The sequence below is a fragment of the Streptomyces sp. NPDC052396 genome (assembly GCF_044593195.1).
Classification (GTDB): domain Bacteria; phylum Actinomycetota; class Actinomycetes; order Streptomycetales; family Streptomycetaceae; genus Streptomyces.
This window is the reverse complement of record NZ_JBIUAW010000018.1, coordinates 1-18,451: the sequence shown is the minus strand read 5'-3', so window position 1 is coordinate 18,451 and position 18,451 is coordinate 1. Positions and strand designations below refer to the sequence as shown.

Annotated in this window: 12 protein-coding genes and 1 pseudogene; 8 read left to right on the top strand and 5 right to left on the bottom strand. The window is 70.5% G+C overall.

Annotated elements, in window-relative coordinates:
* Window positions 1-23: 23 nt before the first annotated feature.
* Window positions 24-1,031, top strand: coding sequence for a hypothetical protein (locus tag ACIHFE_RS31165; protein WP_400111924.1), 1,008 nt, complete (start codon window positions 24-26; stop codon window positions 1,029-1,031).
* Window positions 1,032-1,053: 22 nt separating this feature from the next.
* Here the strand turns inward: ACIHFE_RS31165 and ACIHFE_RS31160 are convergent, their stop codons facing one another.
* A complete protein-coding gene (locus tag ACIHFE_RS31160; RefSeq protein WP_400111922.1) occupies window positions 1,054-2,238 on the bottom strand; it encodes a family 2 encapsulin nanocompartment cargo protein terpene cyclase in 1,185 nt (394 codons plus the stop codon).
* A gap of 466 nt (window positions 2,239-2,704) precedes the next feature.
* Here ACIHFE_RS31160 and ACIHFE_RS31155 point away from each other — a divergent pair, with 466 nt between their 5' ends.
* Both ACIHFE_RS31155 and ACIHFE_RS31150 read left to right on the top strand, forming a co-directional pair.
* The gene (locus tag ACIHFE_RS31155) at window positions 2,705-4,135 is read left to right on the top strand and encodes a family 2B encapsulin nanocompartment shell protein (RefSeq protein WP_400111920.1); all 1,431 of its coding nucleotides are present in this window, start codon (window positions 2,705-2,707) and stop codon (window positions 4,133-4,135) included.
* Window positions 4,136-4,239: 104 nt separating this feature from the next.
* Entirely contained in the window at window positions 4,240-5,100 is an 861-nt protein-coding gene (locus ACIHFE_RS31150) for a geranyl diphosphate 2-C-methyltransferase (RefSeq protein ID WP_400111918.1), read from the top strand.
* 89 nt (window positions 5,101-5,189) lie between these two features.
* Here ACIHFE_RS31150 and ACIHFE_RS31145 read toward each other — a convergent pair whose 3' ends face one another.
* The 3 genes from ACIHFE_RS31145 to ACIHFE_RS31135 all read right to left on the bottom strand — a co-directional run bounded on the left by ACIHFE_RS31145 (window position 5,190) and on the right by ACIHFE_RS31135 (window position 7,510).
* Window positions 5,190-5,921: a transglycosylase SLT domain-containing protein gene (locus ACIHFE_RS31145; protein ID WP_400111916.1), complete on the bottom strand. Its 732-nt coding sequence runs from the start codon at window positions 5,919-5,921 to the stop codon at window positions 5,190-5,192.
* 310 nt (window positions 5,922-6,231) lie between these two features.
* Window positions 6,232-6,903 (bottom strand): hypothetical protein, encoded by a 672-nt coding sequence (locus ACIHFE_RS31140; protein WP_400111914.1) that lies wholly within the window; start codon window positions 6,901-6,903, stop codon window positions 6,232-6,234.
* Window positions 6,904-6,952: 49 nt separating this feature from the next.
* A complete protein-coding gene (locus ACIHFE_RS31135) occupies window positions 6,953-7,510 on the bottom strand; it encodes an NUDIX domain-containing protein (RefSeq protein WP_400111913.1) in 558 nt (185 codons plus the stop codon).
* A 196-nt stretch (window positions 7,511-7,706) separates the two neighbouring features.
* Here ACIHFE_RS31135 and ACIHFE_RS31130 point away from each other — a divergent pair, with 196 nt between their 5' ends.
* The 4 genes and pseudogenes from ACIHFE_RS31130 (at window position 7,707) to ACIHFE_RS31115 (ending at window position 14,827) form a co-directional block, all read left to right on the top strand.
* Window positions 7,707-8,525 (top strand): alpha/beta fold hydrolase, encoded by an 819-nt coding sequence (locus tag ACIHFE_RS31130; protein ID WP_400111911.1) that lies wholly within the window; start codon window positions 7,707-7,709, stop codon window positions 8,523-8,525.
* Between the two features lie 140 nt (window positions 8,526-8,665).
* Window positions 8,666-8,901: pseudogene (locus ACIHFE_RS31125) on the top strand (ATP-binding cassette domain-containing protein); the annotation flags it as partial.
* A gap of 467 nt (window positions 8,902-9,368) precedes the next feature.
* Entirely contained in the window at window positions 9,369-13,457 is a 4,089-nt protein-coding gene (locus ACIHFE_RS31120; protein ID WP_400111909.1) for a Pls/PosA family non-ribosomal peptide synthetase, read from the top strand.
* On the top strand, window positions 13,454-14,827 hold the full coding sequence (locus ACIHFE_RS31115; RefSeq protein WP_400111907.1) for an aspartate aminotransferase family protein: 1,374 nt from the start codon (window positions 13,454-13,456) through the stop codon (window positions 14,825-14,827). Before ACIHFE_RS31120 ends, ACIHFE_RS31115 begins: the two co-directional genes overlap by 4 nt.
* A gap of 3 nt (window positions 14,828-14,830) precedes the next feature.
* Here ACIHFE_RS31115 and ACIHFE_RS31110 read toward each other — a convergent pair whose 3' ends face one another.
* Complete coding sequence (locus tag ACIHFE_RS31110) at window positions 14,831-16,765, bottom strand: N-acetylmuramoyl-L-alanine amidase (protein WP_400111905.1); 1,935 nt, start codon at window positions 16,763-16,765, stop codon at window positions 14,831-14,833.
* A 212-nt stretch (window positions 16,766-16,977) separates the two neighbouring features.
* On the opposite strand from ACIHFE_RS31110, the gene ACIHFE_RS31105 reads away from it, so the two are divergent.
* Window positions 16,978-18,309 (top strand): erythromycin esterase family protein, encoded by a 1,332-nt coding sequence (locus ACIHFE_RS31105; protein WP_400111903.1) that lies wholly within the window; start codon window positions 16,978-16,980, stop codon window positions 18,307-18,309.
* Window positions 18,310-18,451 lie beyond the last annotated feature (142 nt).

Sequence of the window (18,451 nt, the reverse complement as noted above, 5' to 3'; positions counted from 1 at the left end):
CCCTCACCGAACAGGGGACAGCCATGAGACCGCCGCTATTCCGGCGTGCCTTGGGAACGTTGGCGCTGACGCTGGCGGCCATCGCCGCCACCCTCGCCTCGGCACCGGCCGCGAGCGCCTCGGACGAGGACGGGCCGATCGGGCGGGGCGAGGTGATGGACCGTGCGTGGTCCTGGGTCGCCGAACAGGTGCCGTACAGCAATGTCGGCTGCCACCGCAATCAGTTCGGCTGCTACCGCCCGGACTGCTCGGGCTTTGTGTCGATGGCCTGGCATCTGAGTCTGTCCCTGGACACCTTGCGTCTGTGGAACGTCACCTCCGACATCCCGGCGGACGATCTGCAGCCCGGGGACGCCCTGTTACGGGACTCGGGCGGCTGGCACCATGTGGCGCTGTTCGTCCGGTGGGCGGATGACGCCCACACCCAGCCGGTGGTGCGCGAGGAGTACGACGACGGGCATGTGGCCGAGGAACGGGTGTGGGGCAACGGTCTCCGGGGCTTCACTCCCCGCCGGTACAACCGGCTGGACGACCTGATGCCCTATGGCTCGATCGGGGCGAAGTACAACGGCATGGGCGGCCCGGGCGGTGTGCTGGGCCCGCCGGTCCGGGGCGAACGCGACTCCATGCTGGGCGGCCGCTTCCAGCAGTTCCAGAACGGGATCATCATCTGGCATCCGGATGCGGCCTTCGCGGTCTACGGCGACATCCTGACCAGGTTCTGGGCCACGGACGCGGAACGCGCCTGGGGTTTTCCGACCATGGACGAGGCCGACGCGGCGCCGGCACCCGATGGGACGCGGGGCCGGTACCAGTTCTTTGAGCAGGGGCTGTTCCTGTGGTCCCGGCAGGCCGGTGCGCATGTGGTGCATGGCGAGATCTACCAGGCGTTCCACAACGCGGGGCATGAGCATGCGCTGGGCTATCCCCTGACGGACGAGATGGACGAGGCGGGCGGCCGGGCCCAGAAATTCCAGAAAGCGGCCATCCACTGGAATCCCGCCAAGGGGACCTGGATCACCCCGAATTGACCAGCCCGCCTGATAACTCGTGTCATGGCGAGGTCGCATAGCGGGTGCCGACGTTCCCGGCATGCCATTCGTGGTTGCCGCACATCCAGTTGTGCAGCCCGGTCATAAAACGGGCCACGAGCGGATTGCCGGCGGAGAGCGCGGCGGCCTGCTCCTCAAAGAGATGGACGATGTCGTTGTGGACGCCGATCGCCTTCTGGAAGGCGTCCTCGATGGAGCACTCTTCCTCGGCGGCGATCACGGTGGGCAGGCTGTAGTGGAAGCGGTCGCCGGCCTGCTCCTTGCGCAGCGAGTAGAGGTCATTGCAGAGGGTGGAGGCGTTGGAGGACAGGGCGACGGCACGCTGTACGGCGGGCTCCGCGAAAAGGTGGGCGGGCAGCTCATAGCCGCCGATGGAGTCGGTGATGGTCAGGCACGGACGGAAGTTGTTGAACTGCCGCTGCACCAGGTACTCCCACACCGCGGGAGTGCGGTGCCGGCTGATGCAGTCGCCCTCGGCGCTGTACCCGAGGTAGAGGTTGGCGATGTCGTGCCGGTAGCGGTGCGCCTGCGCCGGGGTGGCCAGGGCGTAAAAGTAGTCCATGGCCGACCGCATGGAGCGCAGGGCCGGATGGGAGTCGATGCCGGTCCGCCAATCCGCCTCATAGCGCGGGGTGTTGTGGGCCGGGTCGATCGCGGACTGGGCGACGGCCAGCGCCGCGCCACGGCGGTCCGCGCTGCCGCCGTACTCCGCTTCACAGAAGTAGTCGTCCACGGCGTTCTCGCCGATCAGGAGGCGGGCGGCGGCCATGAGGTGATCGATGCCGGGCGCGTCCGGGTGGCACAGCACCACCGACCGCCCCGCGTCAAAGCCGACGAGCGCTTCCCTCAGCTCGGTGTCCGGGTAGAGGCCCACCTCCTTCTCGGCCCACTCCACCAGCCGGTCATTGATCTCATCGGCCAGCGCGCGGTCGTCCCGTACGGCCGGCGGGCAGTACAGGCCCTCGATACGCTGCGACGACGACGGCTGCGCCGCCAGCGGCTCGGGCGGCTCGGACACGGGGGTGGCGGCGACCGGCGGCGGTTCCATGGCCGGTGCCGGGGCGGACGCCGGCCGCAGCGAGTTCGTCCCGATCCCGGTCGGCCCGGACAGCAGTCGCGCCAGTAGCTCCGATGAGCCGGCATCCGCCGCGGGTACCTCGGTGGTGCCGGGAAGTGGTGCCGTCATCCGCAACTCCGTCCACGCGGGCTCGACTTGGCGCTGTCCTCGTTCTCGCCGAAGGGATAGCACGGCCTCCGGGGCGGCAACAAGGCCGGTCCTCACCCTCCAGGGCCCTGACCTGCACCGCTGCCATAGGCCCGACAAATGTGCCCATCCTGCTGAACACTCGCCGCCCACCCACGGCATTCGCTCATGAAGTCGGATGACATGGGTCAGTTCGCTCGATTCCGGCCGTCCTGGGGAGCGACGGCCTCCGCTCCTGACGGGTGTCGGCGAGGGCTGAGCATGGCGTCCGTCCAGCGCGGACGGTGGCGCAAAACGCGCCAATCGCATTCCGGCCGCCCAAGGCCGCTCTCGCCCAACTTCGTTGCCCGCTGCTTGACTTGCCGGTGCGCAGCTCCTGCGGCAGGACCGGCCAGCTGCCGAAATGCGCACGACATGCGCTCCCCAACTCCTTTGGAAGGGAACCGTAATGACGACCGCAGTGACGCAGGATCAACCGGAGCAGGGTGAAGGGGACGCGGGCCGGGCGCAGTTGAGCCTTGGGATCGCCGCTGCGCGGAATCTGGCCACCACCACCAAGACCGTGCCGCAGATGCAGGGCATCAGCTCGCGCTGGCTGCTGCGGATGCTGCCCTGGGCGGAGGTCGGCGGTGGTACCTACCGGGTCAACCGGCGGCTGGCCTATACGGTCGGCGACGGCCGGGTGACTTTTGTCCAGGAGGGGGTCCAGGTCACGGTCGTACCGGCCGAGCTGGGCGAACTACCGCTGCTGCGCGGGTTCGACGACCCGGAGGTGCTGCGGGCGCTGGCGGGGCGGTTCGAGCAGCGGGAGTACGAGCCGGGCCAGCTCCTCGCACAGGCCGGGCAGCCGGCGGACCAGGTCGTCCTGATCGCACACGGCAAGGTGGAGAAGGTCGGCACCGGGAAGTACGGGGACGAGTCACGGCTGGGGGTGCTCGCCGATGGCGGGTTCTTCGGCGGTCAGGTGGTCTCGGAGGAGCCCGGCACCTGGGAGTTCACGGCGCGGGCGATGACCGCGTGCACGGTCCTGGTACTGCCCCGGCGGGCCTATGAGGAGGCGGCCGGGCGGAGCGAGCGGCTGCGCGAGCATGTGCGGCGGCGCCAGGCCGAGAGGGAGCTCCCGCAGAACAAGCGCGGCGAGGCCGATATCGCGCTGGCCTCCGGCCACGCCGGGGAACCCGCCCTGCCCGGCACCTTCGTCGACTATGAACTCGAGCCGCGTGAGTACGCGTTGAGTGTGGCGCAGACGGTCCTGCGGGTGCATACCCGGGTCGCCGACCTCTACAACGACCCGATGAACCAGGTGGAGCAGCAGCTGCGGCTGACCATTGAGGCGCTGCGTGAGCGCCAGGAGTACGAGCTGGTCAACAACCGTGAGTTCGGGCTGCTGCACAACGCCGACCACGGTCAGCGGATTTCCACCCTCTCCGGTCCGCCCACCCCGGACGACTTCGACGAGCTGCTGAGCATGCGCCGCCAGACCAAGGCGATCTTCGCGCACCCCAAGGCGATTGCCGCCTTCGGCCGGGAGTGCAACCGGCGCGGCCTCTACTTCGGCGACGCGGATGTCAACGGCCATCGCCTGCCCGCCTGGCGCGGCGTGCCGGTCTTCCCGCTGGGCAAGCTGCCGGTCTCCGCACAGGGCACCACCTCGATCCTGGCGATGCGCACCGGCGAGGACATCGAGGGAGTGGTCGGGCTGCGGCAGACCGGCATCCCGGACGAGTACGAACCCGGCCTGAATGTACGGTTCATGGGCATCAACGACCAGGCCGTCATCTCCTACCTGGTCAGCACCTACTACTCGGCGGCCGTACTGGTCCCCGACGCGCTCGGCGTCCTGGAGAACGTCGAGATCGCCCGCGTTCCCGACGCCTGAGCCGTCCCCCTGTCCCGCGGGTGTCGTCTGTTACGGCAGCGCGCCGCGTCTGAGCACCGCGAACGTCCTGGAAGGAACCACCGGCACGCCGTAAGGAGCCCACCATGACCATCACCCCGGACGCCCCCGCCCATGTCCTGCGCACCGCCTACCAGAAGGCGGTCGCCGACTACTGGAACAACGAGAAGGACCCGGTCAATCTGCGCCTGGGCGAGGTCGACGGCCTGTTCCACCACCACTACGGCATTGGCGACTACGACCCCTCGGTGCTCGAAGGCCCCGAGGAGTCCCGCGACGCCCGCATCATCGAGGAACTGCACCGCCTGGAATCCGCACAGGCCGATGTCCTCCTGGACCACCTGGGCTCCATCCAGCCCGCCCACCGCCTCCTGGACGCCGGCTGCGGCCGCGGCGGCACCAGCATCATGGCCAACGCCCGCTTCGGCTGCCAGGTGGACGGTGTGTCCATCTCGGAAGCCCAGGTGGAGTTCGCCAATGCCCAGGCCGCCAAGCGGGGCGTGGAGGACCAGGTCCGCTACCACTTCCGCAATATGCTCGACACCGCCCTGCCCACCGCCGCCTTCCAGGGCATCTGGAACAACGAGTCCACCATGTATGTGGACCTCTTCGACCTCTTCGCCGAACACGCCCGCCAACTCGCCTTCGGCGGCCGCTATGTGGTGATCACCGGCTGCTCCAACGATGTCACCGGCGGCCGCTCCAAGGCGGTCAGCCGTATCGACGAGCACTACACCTGCAACATCCACCCGCGCAGCGCCTACTTCAAGGCCATGGCCGCCAACGGCCTAGTGCCCATCAATGTCGTCGACCTGACGGCTGCCACCATCCCCTACTGGGAGCTACGGGCCAAGTCCTCCGTCGCCACCGGCGTCGAGGAGCCCTTCCTGACCGCCTACCGCGAGGGCAGCTTCCACTATCTGCTCATCGCCGCCGACCGCATCTGAGCCACCTCCGCCGGGCAGCGGAGAGGGCGGCGGCCCCGGCTGGTGTGCCGGGTGCCGCCGCCCTCTTGGCGTACTGCTACTACTACTGATCAGTAGGCGGAGTTGACGTTGTCCATGGAGCCATAGGTCTTGGCCGCATAGTTGCAGGAGGCCACGATGTTGGCGACCGGGTCGTAGATGTCCCACGAGGTGCCGTCGACGTGGAACTCCTTGAACGTCGGGTCGATGATCTGCAGCAGACCCTTCGACGGGATACCGGCCTGGGCATTGACGTCCCAGTCGTTGATCGCCTGCGGGTTACCCGTCGACTCACGCATGATGTTGCGCTTGACGCCGTCGTAGGAGCCGGGGATGCCCTTGGCGTGCATGATGTCCAGCGCCTGGTTGATCCAGCCATCCAGGTTGTCGGCGTACGCCTTCGGCGCCGGAGCGGCCGGGGCGGCCGGGGCCGGGGCGGCGGCGATGGGCTTGCGGGCCTCGGAACGGCTGGCGGCAGCGCTCTTGGCAGCGCGCTCCTTGGCGGCCTTGGCCTTGTCGGCGGCCTTGGCCTTGGTTTCAGCCTGCTTCTTGGCGGCGGTGGTCTTGACCGTGGCGGCCTCGGCCTTGGCCTGGGCAGCGGCAGTGTCCGACACCTTGGCCAGCTCGGCCTGGCCCGCACCGGCGAAGGTCTGCGCGTTCCACGCCACCGGCTTGACCGAGGAGGACTCAGCAGCCGAAGCGGTACCCGCCACACCCAGCGACAGGGCAGCGGCACCAGCCGTGGCAATACCGGCAACAGCGAACTTGTGGGCCTTGGTCAGGTGGGTATAGCCAGAACGCATAAGTGAGCTGAACCTTCCAGTCGGGGGAGTGCGCCGCAGCGCTTCGTCTCGATCGACGACCGGCGCCGTGCGACCCGACCAGTCTTAGCGACGCAAAAACCCCCTGGCAAAGGGTGTGACCTACGACCAAACCTCATGCTGAAACCCGGCCACACCCCGCCAACTCGCCCATCCCAGGGTTCGGTTATCACTAAAGAGACTCGTAAGTGACCCAGGTCTCATGGTCGGGCTCACACCCCACACCCCCCGAACTCACCCACCGCCCACCAACCGCTACTCCGGACCCGCCCATGGGGCGGGCCCGACACCGCTACGGCTGGAACGCACAGTTGGCGAACCGATACCCTCCGTTGTTGAGGTTGGCTGCCGACTTCCAGGTCCAGAAGAAGGACATCCAGGCCCCCTGCGGGATGGTGACCTTGCGGCCACCGTCCTTCTCCTTGAAGGACCGGGCCACCACATCGTGGAAGTTGTAGTTCCACTTCTCCTTGCGCTTCTGCGGGGAGACGTTCACCTCGACTCCCTCCGCGAAGATCTGGGTCTTGAAGTTGACCACGCCCAGCTTCGCGTTGGCCTTGGTCAGGGCGACCTTCCAGGCGATACCGCCCCGGGCCGACTCCTGGAAGGTGATGTCCGCGGCGGCCTGCCTGTACATTCCCTGGCACTTGGGCAGGTTGTAGCCCCCCGCCGCCGCGCCGGCGCCCTGGGGCGCCTTCTTCAGGCCGGCCCGCAGCTGGGCGGCCAGCGCGGCCGGGGCGAGGCTTCCGGTGCCCCCGCCCTCAGTCATGCCGGCGGCGCGCAACTGTGCAAGCGCCGCCGTGATCCGGGCGTCCCCGTCCCGCACGGTGGCCGGCGCCGCATCGGCGCCGGTCGCCGAGGTGCAGACCAGCACCACACCGCAGGCGGCCGCTGCCGCGACCCGCAGACCGGATGAAAGCAAGGTGTCCTCCTGGCACTCGTCCCGGGCCGTCGCGTGGGCCACGCTTCATGATCACCGGCTCGGGGGCAGCACCGTACCCGAGGCCCGGGAGCTAAGCGGAACCGGTGGCCCCGCTCGCGTACATCAGTACCGCCAGCGCCGCTCCCGACAGCCGCATCCGCCCGTCCAGCGCCGCCCCTACGGCGTCCGGCAGCTCCCACCACTCCAGCTTCATGCCGGTCTCCGTGCCCGACAGCCGCTGCTCCCCCAGGGTCAGGCCGGTGGCCAGGTACATATGCAGCCGGGAGGTGCTGTTGGTCATCAGCGCCACCGTGCCCAGCCGGCGCCAGGACGCCGCCGTGATGCCGGCCTCCTCGGCCAGTTCCCGCCGCGCCGCGGCCTCGGGGCTCTCCCCGGGCTCCACCCGGCCGCCGGGCGGGGTCAGCATCTCGTCGTGCAGATAGGTGCCATAGCGGACCAGGGCGATCCGCCCTGCCTGGTCCACGGCGACGGTCAGTGCGCCGTCGGGAACGTCCAGCACCCGGAAGTCGCCGGTCGCGCCGTCCGGCCGGGTCACCCGGTCCCGGTGCAGCAGCAGCCCCGGGTCCTGGTACACCGTCTCCCGGGACAGCCGCCGCCAGCCGCCCGTCACTCCGTCCTTGCCGTTCATCCCAGCCCTCGTCTCACGATCGGCGCCTGAGCTGCCGGAGCGTATAGCCGTTGGCCGTCGGGTCCAAGTCGGCGGTGACCTTCGCGCGCGTGACGTCAGAGGTAATCGACCCCGGCCACCACGGATCGGCAGAGTATGGGTCACCGGGCGGTGCCCAACCCCCGGAAAACCAAGGGAACTCGGGGAAGAGGACACCATGCCCTTCGTACAGACCGCTGATGGAACCCGCCTGGCCTACGAGGACTACGGCTCCGGCACCCCGCTGGTGTTTGTCGCCGGCTGGGCGCTCCACGCCGATATGTGGGAGTACCAGGTTCCGTTCTTTGTGGAGCAGGGCTATCGCTGCGTCCTGCTGGACCGGCGCGGTCATGGCCGCTCGGAGCGCGCCTCGGCCGGGTACGACATGGACACCCTGGGCGATGACCTCGCCGCGCTGCTGGAGCAGCTCGACCTGCGCGAGGCGGTGTTGATCGCCCATTCCTTCGGCGGCCATGAGGTGGCCCACTGTCTGTCCCGCCATGGGGAGGAGCGGGTCGCCCGGATCGTCCTGGTGGCGTCCACCCTGCCCTCGCTACGGCGCGGTCCGGCCAATCCCGACGGACTGCCGGCGGCCGCCGGTGCGGCGGTGCTGGACGCACAGCGCCGGGACCGGGTCAAGTGGCTGGTGGACAACGCCGCTCCGTACTTCGCCGCCCATCTGGGCAATGAGGTCGCCCCCGCGTATGTCGAGGAGACCATCCGGCAGATCCTGAGCACATCGCCCATGGCATCGCTGGAGGTGACCCGCACCAACTTCGGGGCCGCGCATGAGGAGGAGCTGTCCAAGCTGGGCGTGCCCGCCTTGGTGGTCCACGGCGACGCGGACATGAGCGCCCCCGTGGAGTTCACCGGGCGCCGCACCGCCCGGCTCATCCCGGGCTGCCGCTATATGGAGTACCAAGGGGCCGCGCACGGGCTGTACTTCACCCACCGGGACCGGCTCAACGCCGACATCCTGGGCTTCCTGGCCGGGTGAGGGCCGAACCCCTGCCGGAACTTGTGGGCCACCCCGGCGGCACGGGTGGCCTGCGTGAATCAACAGCTCTGCTACGGAGCTGAAATCCGGCTATGACCCCGCCCGATGTCGCTGCGTGACACCGAGGAGGCACCGCGACCATCGCTCATCGTGCGGAAGGCGCCGAGAGCCCTGCCGTGGAATGCACCGGCCTGCGCTACTCCTTCGGCGGTCACTGGGCCGTCGACGGCCTGGATCTGACGGGTGCCCCGGGCGAGGTCTTCGGCCTCCTGAGCCCAACGGCGCCGGCAGGACCACCACACTGCGCGCGATCACCACCCTGCTGCCCGTACCGGCCGGCGACGTCCGGGTGTTCGGGCATGACGCCGCCCGAGAGCCAACCCGCTGAGCGCGGACCGCTGCCGTCGCCCGGCCGACAACATCCGCCGCGCGGTGCCCGATTACCTTCCGGGCACTTCACCGACCTGTTTTTGATGCGGTATTTACGGCAGCGGCCGGGGCCGGTACGCATTCTTTGCCCGGTCGGCCGGGTGCTCGGTGAGAACTGGCCGGTATACGCTCGCCAGTTGAGGTCGCTTTCTCCCCTTTAATCGTCAACCTCTGGGAAGCATTCACCCGTTCGCGCAGGTCGGGCAACACACCGGCCCCCTTGAACCACTTCCGTCCCACCGCCGGCCAACGACCAGGACCCCTTCCACAGGAATCCCCTTGGCCGGAATTCCGCTATCGGCCATACCCCCAACCCGCCTAACTTCCTCGCACCCGCGTCACGGACTCCCGCATGGCAAAGTCCGCGGCCCGGCGACATCCCCTACCCCGATTCCCCATTCCCAAGGGGGGTAAGTGCCTTACACCAAAGCGACTCCGGAACGCCCGGCCCCGCGACAGGAGGAGAAAGCCACCAGAGCCGAACAGGAAAGCGCGCAATCGCCCGTACGATTTCTTCCCGAATTCTTCGAGCGGACCTGCGACCGAACTCCCCATGCCCTGGCGGTGGTCTGCGCGGACGAACGGCTTACCTACGCGGAGCTGGACCGGCGCGCCAACCGGCTGGCGCATCTGCTCAAGGAGCACGGCATCGGCGAGGGCAGCACGGTGGGGATCCTGCTGGACCGGTCCGCGCACCTCTATGCCGGCCTGCTCGCGGTCCTCAAGGCCGGTGCGGCCTATGTGCCCCTGGACCCTTCCTTCCCGGCCGAGCGGGTGCGCTATATCGCCCAGGACGCCGAGCTCAGCGAGCTGCTGACCACCTCCGCCCACCGTGAGCGGACCCGGGACGCGGGCTGCCCGGTGCTCGAACTCGACCTGCCGGCAGGGGGGCCGGCCGGCCGGCCCGACGGCCGGCTGCGCCCGCTGCGCGACCCCGCCGCCCCCTGCTATGTCATCTACACCTCGGGCACCACCGGCCGGCCCAAGGGGGTGGTGGTCAGCCACGCCAATATCGTCAGCTTCCTCCAAGCGGCCGTCCCGGTCTACCAGGTGCACCGGCAGGACCGCGTCTACCAGGGGCTCTCGCTGGCCTTCGACTTCTGCCTGGAGGAGATCTGGCCCGCCTGGATCGCCGGGGCGACGCTCTACGCCGGCCCGGGCGACGACCGCCGGGTGGGGCAGGGGCTCACCGAGTTCCTGGCCCGGCACGCCATCACCGTACTGTGCTGTGTGCCCACCCTGCTCACCACCATTGAGGGTGAACTGCCGGCGCTGCGTGCCCTGTTGGTCAGCGGCGAGGCGTGCCCGCCGGATCTGGTGCGCCGCTGGTCGCGCCGGGGACGGCGGATCCTCAACGCCTACGGGCCGACCGAGTCCACCGTCACCGCCACCTGCGCGGAACTGCGGCCGGACCGGCCGGTCACCATCGGCCGCCCGCTGGCCGGCTACCGGATCAGCATCCTGGACGAGCGGCTGCGGCCGGTCCCGGAGGGCGGCGAGGGCGAGATCTGTGTTGGCGGCCCGGGCGTGGCCATCGGCTATCTCAACCGGCCCGAACTGACCGCCGAGCGCTTCATAGCCAACCCGGTGGCCGCCGAACGTGCCACCGTTCCCCGCCTCTACCGCACCGGAGACCTGGGCCGGATCACCCCGGCCGGAGAGATCGAGTACCTGGGCCGGGCCGACACCCAGGTCAAGATCCGCGGCTATCGCATTGAGTGCGCCGAGATCGAGCAACTGCTGCGCGCGGACCCGGCGGTGGAGAACGCCGTGGTGGTGCCCCGCCAGGTGAACGGGTCCGCCCAGGACCTCGTCGGCTATCTCACCCTCGCCGCCGGACACGGCCGCCAGGACACGGAGCAGCTGCGCGGCCGGCTGCACTCCGCGCTGCGCCACCGGCTGCCGGACTATATGATCCCCGCCTTTGTGGAGATCCTGGACGAACTGCCGCTGCTGGCCGCCGACAAGGTGGACCGCACCCGGCTGCCCGCGCCCGTCTCGCCACCCTTCGGCCGCCGCCGTACCGAGCCGGTCGCCCCGCGCACCGCGCTGGAGCACCAACTGGCCACCGCCTGGCGGGAGATCCTGGGCGGTGGTGGGATCTCGGTGGACGACGACTTCTTCTGTGACCTGGGCGGCCACTCCATGGCGGCGGCCCGGCTGGTCTCCCGGCTGCGCCAGGAACCGGAGCTGCGCGGGGTGGCCATGGGCGACCTCTACGCCCATCCCACCATCCGCACCCTGGCCGCCCGGCTGGAGCAGGACCGGGAGCCCGCCGGGCAGCGCCCGGCGGTACCGGTGCCGCCGCCCCGGCGCCATTCCACCGCCCGGGTGCGGGTCTTCGGACTGGCCCAACTCGCCCTGCTCTACGGCTGGTTGATGTTGCTCAGCCTGCCGGTGCTGGTGCTGTTCTACCGGCTGTGCACCACCGTGGGCCTGCCCGCGCAGGGCACCAGCGGCCCGGGCGTCCTGGCCGCGCTGGCGCATCTGAGCTGGGCGCGGTTCATCCCCCTGGACCTGGTCTGGCTGGCCGTGGACGTGGTGGCGCTGCCGGTGGCGGCGGCCCGGCTGCTGATGGGCCGGGTCCGCACCGGCTGGTATCCGCTGTGGGGCCGGACGCATCTGCGGTTCTGGCTGCACGGCAAGGTGCTGGGCCTGTCCCCGGCCGCGGCGCTGGCCGGTTCCCCGCTGCTGGCGCCCTTTCTGCGGCTGCTCGGGGCCGAGGTGGGCCATGGCTGTCACCTGGCCACCGTGCCCGCGGTGCCCGCGCTGGTGTCCTACGGTGACGGCTGCAGCGTCGGCTACGGCGCACGGGTGCAGCCCTTCGCGGTCGAGGGCGGCTGGCTGCGGCTGGCGCCGGTCGTCCTGGGTCCGGGCAGCTGCCTGGGCACCAACAGCATGCTGCTGCCGGGAGCCCGGCTGGGCAGGGACGCGGTGGTGGGCGCCCAGTCCCTGGTGCCCGCCGGCCAGAGCGTTCCGGACGGCGCCTACTGGGCCGGATCACCCGCCACGCCACAGGGCGGGAAGCCGGCGCTGATCGCCGAGCTGGAGGCCACCGCCGGCCAACGGGCCTGGCCCGGGCGGGTGCTGGCCTGCTACGGCCTGGGGGTGCTGCTGATGGTCCTGGCGCCGCTGCTGGTGGTGGCACCGGGCGCGGTGCTCACCGGCTGGGCGGCCGCCCGGGGCGGACCGCTGTGGGCCCTGGCCTCGCTGGCCGTCTCCGGGCCGCTGGTTCCGCTGACTACCTGCCTGCTGGTGCTGGCCGTCAAACGCGGCCTGCTGCCCCGGGCCCGTATCGGCATCCATCCCGAGCGCAGCCCGTTCGGCGCCGCCAAGTGGATCGCCGACGGCATGATGACGCTCAGCCTGACCCTCACCCACTCCCTGTACTCCACCTTGTATCTGGTGCCGTTCCTCAGGGCGTTGGGGGCCCGCACCGGCCGCTGGGCGGAGGTGGCGACGGTCAGCTTTGTCGACCCCGACCTGCTGGAGATCGGTGAGCGCAGCTTTGTCGCCGACATCGCCGTGGTCGCCCCGGCCGTCTTCCACCGCGGCCGGATCGCGCTGGCCCCCGCCACCGTGGGCGACCGTGCCTTCGTCGGCAACGGCGCGCTGGTGCCCGGGGGTTCGCGGCTGGGCGACCGCAGTCTGCTGGGGGTGCACTCGCTGGCCCCGGACGGCCCCATCGAGCCGGAGACCACCTGGCTGGGCTCGCCCGCGCTGTTCCTGCCGCGGCGGGAGGCCAGCCGGAGCTTCCCGGCCAAGTACACCTTCGCCCCCACCAAGGGGCTGATCGCGGCCCGGCTGGCCATCGAGTATCTGCGGGTCACCCTGCCCGCCACCATCGGCGGACTGGGCCTGCTGGCCCTGCTGTACAGCATGGTGGCGCTGGCCCGGCGGCTGTCGCCGACCGCCCTGCTCGCTCTTTCCCCCGCCCTGCTGCTGGCCTCCGGGCTGGCCTGCACCCTGGTGGTGGCGGCGCTCAAGTGGCTGGTGATCGGCCGCTACCGGCCGCGTACCGAACCGTTGTGGAGCATCTGGGTCCGCCGCACCGAGCTGATCACCGGGCTCTACGAGAACCTGGTGGTGCCCTCACTGGTGGGCCTGCTCACCGGAACGCCCTGGATCGCCCCGGTGCTGCGGCTGTTCGGGGTCCGCGTGGGGCGGCGGTGCTGGATCGACACCACCTTTGTCACCGAGTTCGACCTGGTGACCATCGGCGATGACGCCGCCGTGGGCGAGGCCACCTCGCTGCAGACCCATCTGTTCGAGGACCGGGTGATGAAGATGTCCACGGTCCGGGTGGATCCGGGCAGTTCGGTGGGCGCGCGCTGTGTGGTGCTGTACGACGCCCGGGTGGGCGCCGGTGCCGTGCTGGACGCGCTCTCCCTGGTCATGAAGGGCGAGAACCTGCCCTCCGGCACCGCCTGGCGCGGCATTCCGGCCCGGCCGTGCCCATCCGGCGGCGCCCGCCACCTCACCACAGCAAGGGAGTCCTCATGACGGCAACGGATGTCACCGCCTGGAACGGGCCCCGGGTGCACGGGGATCTGCCCGGTCCGCGCTCGGCCGAGCTGCTGGCCCGCCAGCGGCACCGGGAGTCCAACGCCCGTACCTACCCCCGCCGGCTGCCGATCGCGCTGGCCGAGGGGAACGGGCCCTGGGTGAGGGACCTGGACGGCAATGTGTTCATCGACTTCCTCGCCGGGGCGGGGGTGCTCTCCCTGGGCCATGGCCACCCGGACCTGGTGGCTGCCGTGACCCGGCAGGCCGCCCGGCTCACCCATGGCCTGGACTTCCCCACCCCGGTCAAGGACGCCTTTGTCGAGGCCCAGTTGTCGATGCTGCCGGCCGCCCTGCGGGACCGGATGAAGGTGCACCTGTGCGGGCCCACCGGTGCCAACGCGGTGGACGCGGCGGTGAAGCTGTGCAAGACGGCCACCGGCCGCGGGGAGGTGATCGCCTTCCAGGGCGCCTTCCATGGCAGCAGCCATGCCGCCATGGCGCTCACCGGGCTGGTCGCCCAGAAACAGCCGGTGCCCAATGGCATGCCGGGGGTGCACTTCTTTCCGTACTCCTACTGCGGCCGCTGCCCGCTGGCGCTGTCGCCGGACAGCTGCGAGACCAACTGCGTGGCCTTTCTGGAGCGTTCACTGCGCGACGGCAACGGCGGGGTGTCCCTGCCGGCCGCGGTGGTGCTGGAACTGGTCCAGGGTGAGGGCGGCGTCATCCCGGCCCGCCGGGAATTCGTCACCCGGGTCCGGGAGTTGACCCGCGAGCTGGACATTCCGCTGGTGGTCGACGAGGTGCAGACCGGCTGCGGGCGCACCGGCAGCTGGTTCGCCTTCGAGCAGTACGGTATCGAGCCGGATGTGATCGTGGCGTCCAAGGCGCTGAGCGGCATCGGCACCCCGGTGGCCCTGATCCTCTACGACCGGCGGCTGGACGTCTGGGCGCCGGGCGCGCACACCGGCACCTTCCGCGGCAACCAACTGGCCTTCGCGGCCGGGGTGGAGACGGTGCGCATCGTCCGCGAGGAGGGCGTGCTGGGCAATGTCCGGGCGCGCGGCGCCCAGATCGAGCGCCGGCTGGCCGAGCTGGACGGCTGCCGCTGGGTGCGCCAGTCGCGCGGCCTGGGCCTGATGTGGGGCGTCGAACTGGCCGACCCCCGGGACGGCCGGCCGGCGCCCGAGCTGGCCAGGGCGGTGCAGAGCCATGCGCTGCGGCACGGTCTGATCACCGAGCTCGGCGGGCGGGAGGACTGCGTGGTGCGGATGCTGCCACCGCTGAACGTCAGCGCGGAGGTGGTGGACACGGCCTGCTCGATCCTGGTGGCCGCCATCGAGAAGTCCTGCGCCTCGCCGGCCGGTTAGCCGTCATTCGTCCTTGCCCGACTCCACCATGTCATCCGCGTTGAGCAGGGCCACCCGGTGATTGAGCTGGACGGTGTAGTAGCGCTTCCTGCCGATCACCACGGTGCCCTGCTTGGCGGCGTAGTCGTCCGCCTCGGCGGCCGGCGCGGTGGTCACATAGCCCTGCCCGGCGGAGACGGTGTACAGCCCGACGGCGTTCTGTGCGGACGGCGTCTGGCCCTTGGGGTAGGCGTCGGCGGGGGGATAGGCGCTGCCGTAGACGGGGACGGCGGTGGCGCCGGCCCGGGGGCGGATGATCCGGGCGGCGCCGTCCACGCGGGTGTACTTGCCGCCCGGGTTGTAGATCCACGCCTTGCGGCCGGAGAACCAGATGGCGGTCCAGTCCCCCTGCCGGTCGGCGACCACGAACTGCTGCCCGGCCACCACCGTGCTCCCCCAGTCCTCGATGGCATTGGTGCCGGTGCTCTCCCCGGAGTGGATGGCGGGGTCGGGGAAGAGCGGCGCGGTAGCGCTGGGCGCGGTGCGGACGAACAGCAGATTGGCGGGCTGTGTCTGGTTGGCACAACTGACCGTTCTGCGGTGGGTCTTGGCGGGCTTGGGGGGGCGCTGGCAGATCCGTACCGTCTGTTTGTTGTCCGTGAAGACGGGCGCGATGGTGACCACCGAGCCGACCGCCGGAGCAGCCCGCTCCGGTTCAGCGTCGTCATGTGCCTGGAGCAGGTCCATAAAGGCGTTCCAGTCCCAGTAGGGGCCCGGGTCCCAGTGCATGCCGCCGACGGCCTCCCGGGAGATGCCCGGAACGTTGTCATGGCCGATGATGTGCTGCCGGTCCAGCGGCAGGTGGTACCGCTCCGCCAGGTAACGCACCAGAGCGGCGGTGGCCTTGTACTGGGTGGGGGTGAACCAGGTGGCGCCCTGGGCCGCGAAGCCCTCGTGCTCGATGCCGATGGAGTGCAGGTTGAACCAGTAGTTGCCGCTATGGAAGGCCACGTTCTTGGTGGCCACCATCTGGGTCACCGCTCCGTCGGAGGAGCGCACCACATAGTGCGCGGAGGTGCGGGCGGCGGTGTTCTGGAAGGTGGCGATCATCCCGTTGTAGCTGCCCTCGGCATCATGGATGACGATGTAGTTGATGGGAATGCCGTTCTCGATCCGGTTGGCGCTCTGGTAGTTGGTGGCGGCGGCGGGGACGAACCGGCAGCCGCCGCCCGCCGGGCACTCGGTGTAGGTGCGGGCGGCGTCCGGGGCCAGGCCGAGCCGGGCCAGCTGGCCGCGGTCGGGGGCCGTCTTGGGGTCGGCGGGCAGCCGCACCACCTGTCCGTCGGAGCGCACCCGCCGGGCGCCCTGGCGCATGGTCGCGTAGACCTCGTCGGCGAAGGCGGCGGCGCCGCTCCTGCCGGGCGCCTGGCTGTAGCGGGCCACCGCCCCGTACCACTGGGCGGGGTCGCGGGGCCGGCCGCCGGTCAGCGACTGCTCGTACTGGGCCAGCAGTGCGGCGCCGCCCCGGATGTTCGCCCGGTCCTCGCTGCGCAGCCGCTCCGGGGCGGTGCCCAGCAGTCTGGCGGCGGCGTCCAGGGTGTGCAGGGAGGCGTCGCCCGCCCGGGCCCGGTCCGCCTCGCCGGGCGGCCTGCCGGCCGTGCCCTCGGCGGCACCGGCGGCACCGGCGGTGGCATCCGCGGCGGCGGTGGCATCGGTGAGATGGAGCAGGCCGTACCCGCCGCTGGTGCTCGGCTGCCCGGTATGGGACTCCCACCAGGAGGTCTGGTAGCTCAGGGCGAGCAGCACCTGAGGGGGCACCTGGAACTCGGCGGCCGCGTCCAGGAAGGCCTGCTGGACGGTGGCGGCCGGGGCACCGCTGGCCGGGAGGATTGCCGGCAGGGACAACAGCACGCTCGCACCCAGCCGGGCGCTGAGGCGTTTGGCGTAACGGCGCGTCATGCGGGTTCTCCAACGGGCTAAGAGCGGGCGGTGAAATCCGCGGACGCGGCCCGCGGGTCTCCCCCACCCTTGCCCGGTGCAGGGCCTTTCCTCCTCGGGGGAGCGCCACAACACCTCTGATGGCCGCGCCCGGAAAGGGCTGGGGATACCCCCACCCGGCCCCGGGTGCATACCGGATGGCGGCCGTCCACGCCACCGGAAAGTCTTGCGGTATGACACCTCGACGCCGAATGGTTCCCGTGCTGGGCGGGCTGCTCCTGTCCCTGGGGGCGCTGGTCGCCGCCGCGCCGGCTTCGCCCCTTCCCGATCTGGAGCACGCCGCCCGCCCGTTACGCTCCACCGAGCCTTCCGGGGACCTGGCCGATCTCCGCCCGCTCGGCCGTATGGTGGCCGGCGCCCAGGTGGTGGGCCTGGGCGAGGCCACCCACAGCTCGCATGAGTTCTTCACCCTCAAACACCGGGTCTTCCGCTATCTGGTGGAGCGGCAGGGCTTCCGTACCTTCGCCCTGGAGGACAGCTGGAGCACCGGGCAGCGGCTCAACGACTATGTGCTGCACGGCAAGGGCGATATACGGCGGATCATGCGCGAGGAATTCCAGGAATCCTATTCCTGGTGGAACAACAGGGAATACCTTGAGCTGCTGGAGTGGATGCGCTCCTACAATCGCCAACACCCGGACGATCCGGTGCGGTTCATGGGTGATGACTTCGCCTACGCGGGGCCCGAGCTCTATGACAAGGTGACCGGCTATGCCGCCCGGGCCCACCCCGAACTGCTGCCCCGCTTCACCGAGTTGTACCGGGGCCTGCGGCCCGTCACCGATGCCGGCACCTATATGCGGGAGTATCTGAAGCGGCCGCCGGCCGCGCGCCGGGAGATGGCCCGCCGTACGGGGCAGGCCCTGGCGCTCCTCAAGCGGCAGACACCCGCCGGACCCGCCGGCCGGACGGCCCATGAGTGGGCGGTGCAGCACGCCACGGCCATCGACCAGACGGCCCGGGGCTATGCCTTCGACTTCGACGACCAGCGGCAGGTGGCGGCGGCGATGCGGTACCGCGACTCGGTGATGGCCGCCAATGTGCTCTGGTGGAACCAGCACACCGGCAGCAAGATCCTGCTCTCCGCGCATGACGCGCATGTGTCCCACAAGACCTTTGACCCGGACAACTACCCCAAGGTGCAGGGAGAGTTCCTCCGTGACCGGCTGGGCAAGCGCTATCTGAACATCGCCACCACCTTCGGCCAGGGCTCGTTCAACGCCACCGGGCCGGACGGGAAGGTGACACGCCACACCGTGGGCCCGGCGCGGCCCGGCAGCAATGAGCGCACCCTGGACCGGGTGCGCTACCGCGACTACGTCCTGGACCTGCGGAAGGTGGCGTCCACCGGCCGCGACTGGCTGGGCCGGGCCCGGCCGACCCGGAGCATCGGCACCGCCTACCCCGGCCCCGGCACGGAGTACCCGGTCGCGCTCGGCCGCTCCTATGACGTGCTGATCCATCTGCACCGGGTGCGGGCGGCCCGGCTGCTGGGCTCCTCCTGACGCGAAAGGGCGGCGGGGGCCCGGGGGGTTTGCGGGGGCCCCCCCCCCGGGGCGTTTAACCCCCGGGGGGTAAGCGGGGGTTTAGTTTTGCAGGGGGCCCGATGTGTTTTGCGCGGAGTTGGAGGGAGCCCCCAAGTTGGGC

What these genes read in the sequence shown, in the direction of transcription:
- ACIHFE_RS31110 (WP_400111905.1), bottom strand. Translation starts at nt 16,765, where the DNA reads ATGACGCGCCGTTACGCCAAACGCCTCAGCGCCCGGCTGGGTGCGAGC.
- ACIHFE_RS31150 (WP_400111918.1), top strand. Translation starts at nt 4,240, where the DNA reads ATGACCATCACCCCGGACGCCCCCGCCCATGTCCTGCGCACCGCCTAC.
- ACIHFE_RS31155 (WP_400111920.1), top strand. Translation starts at nt 2,705, where the DNA reads ATGACGACCGCAGTGACGCAGGATCAACCGGAGCAGGGTGAAGGGGAC.
- ACIHFE_RS31105 (WP_400111903.1), top strand. Translation starts at nt 16,978, where the DNA reads ATGACACCTCGACGCCGAATGGTTCCCGTGCTGGGCGGGCTGCTCCTG.
- ACIHFE_RS31115 (WP_400111907.1), top strand. Translation starts at nt 13,454, where the DNA reads ATGACGGCAACGGATGTCACCGCCTGGAACGGGCCCCGGGTGCACGGG.
- ACIHFE_RS31130 (WP_400111911.1), top strand. Translation starts at nt 7,707, where the DNA reads ATGCCCTTCGTACAGACCGCTGATGGAACCCGCCTGGCCTACGAGGAC.
- ACIHFE_RS31135 (WP_400111913.1), bottom strand. Translation starts at nt 7,510, where the DNA reads ATGAACGGCAAGGACGGAGTGACGGGCGGCTGGCGGCGGCTGTCCCGG.
- ACIHFE_RS31160 (WP_400111922.1), bottom strand. Translation starts at nt 2,238, where the DNA reads ATGACGGCACCACTTCCCGGCACCACCGAGGTACCCGCGGCGGATGCC.
- ACIHFE_RS31145 (WP_400111916.1), bottom strand. Translation starts at nt 5,921, where the DNA reads ATGCGTTCTGGCTATACCCACCTGACCAAGGCCCACAAGTTCGCTGTT.
- ACIHFE_RS31165 (WP_400111924.1), top strand. Translation starts at nt 24, where the DNA reads ATGAGACCGCCGCTATTCCGGCGTGCCTTGGGAACGTTGGCGCTGACG.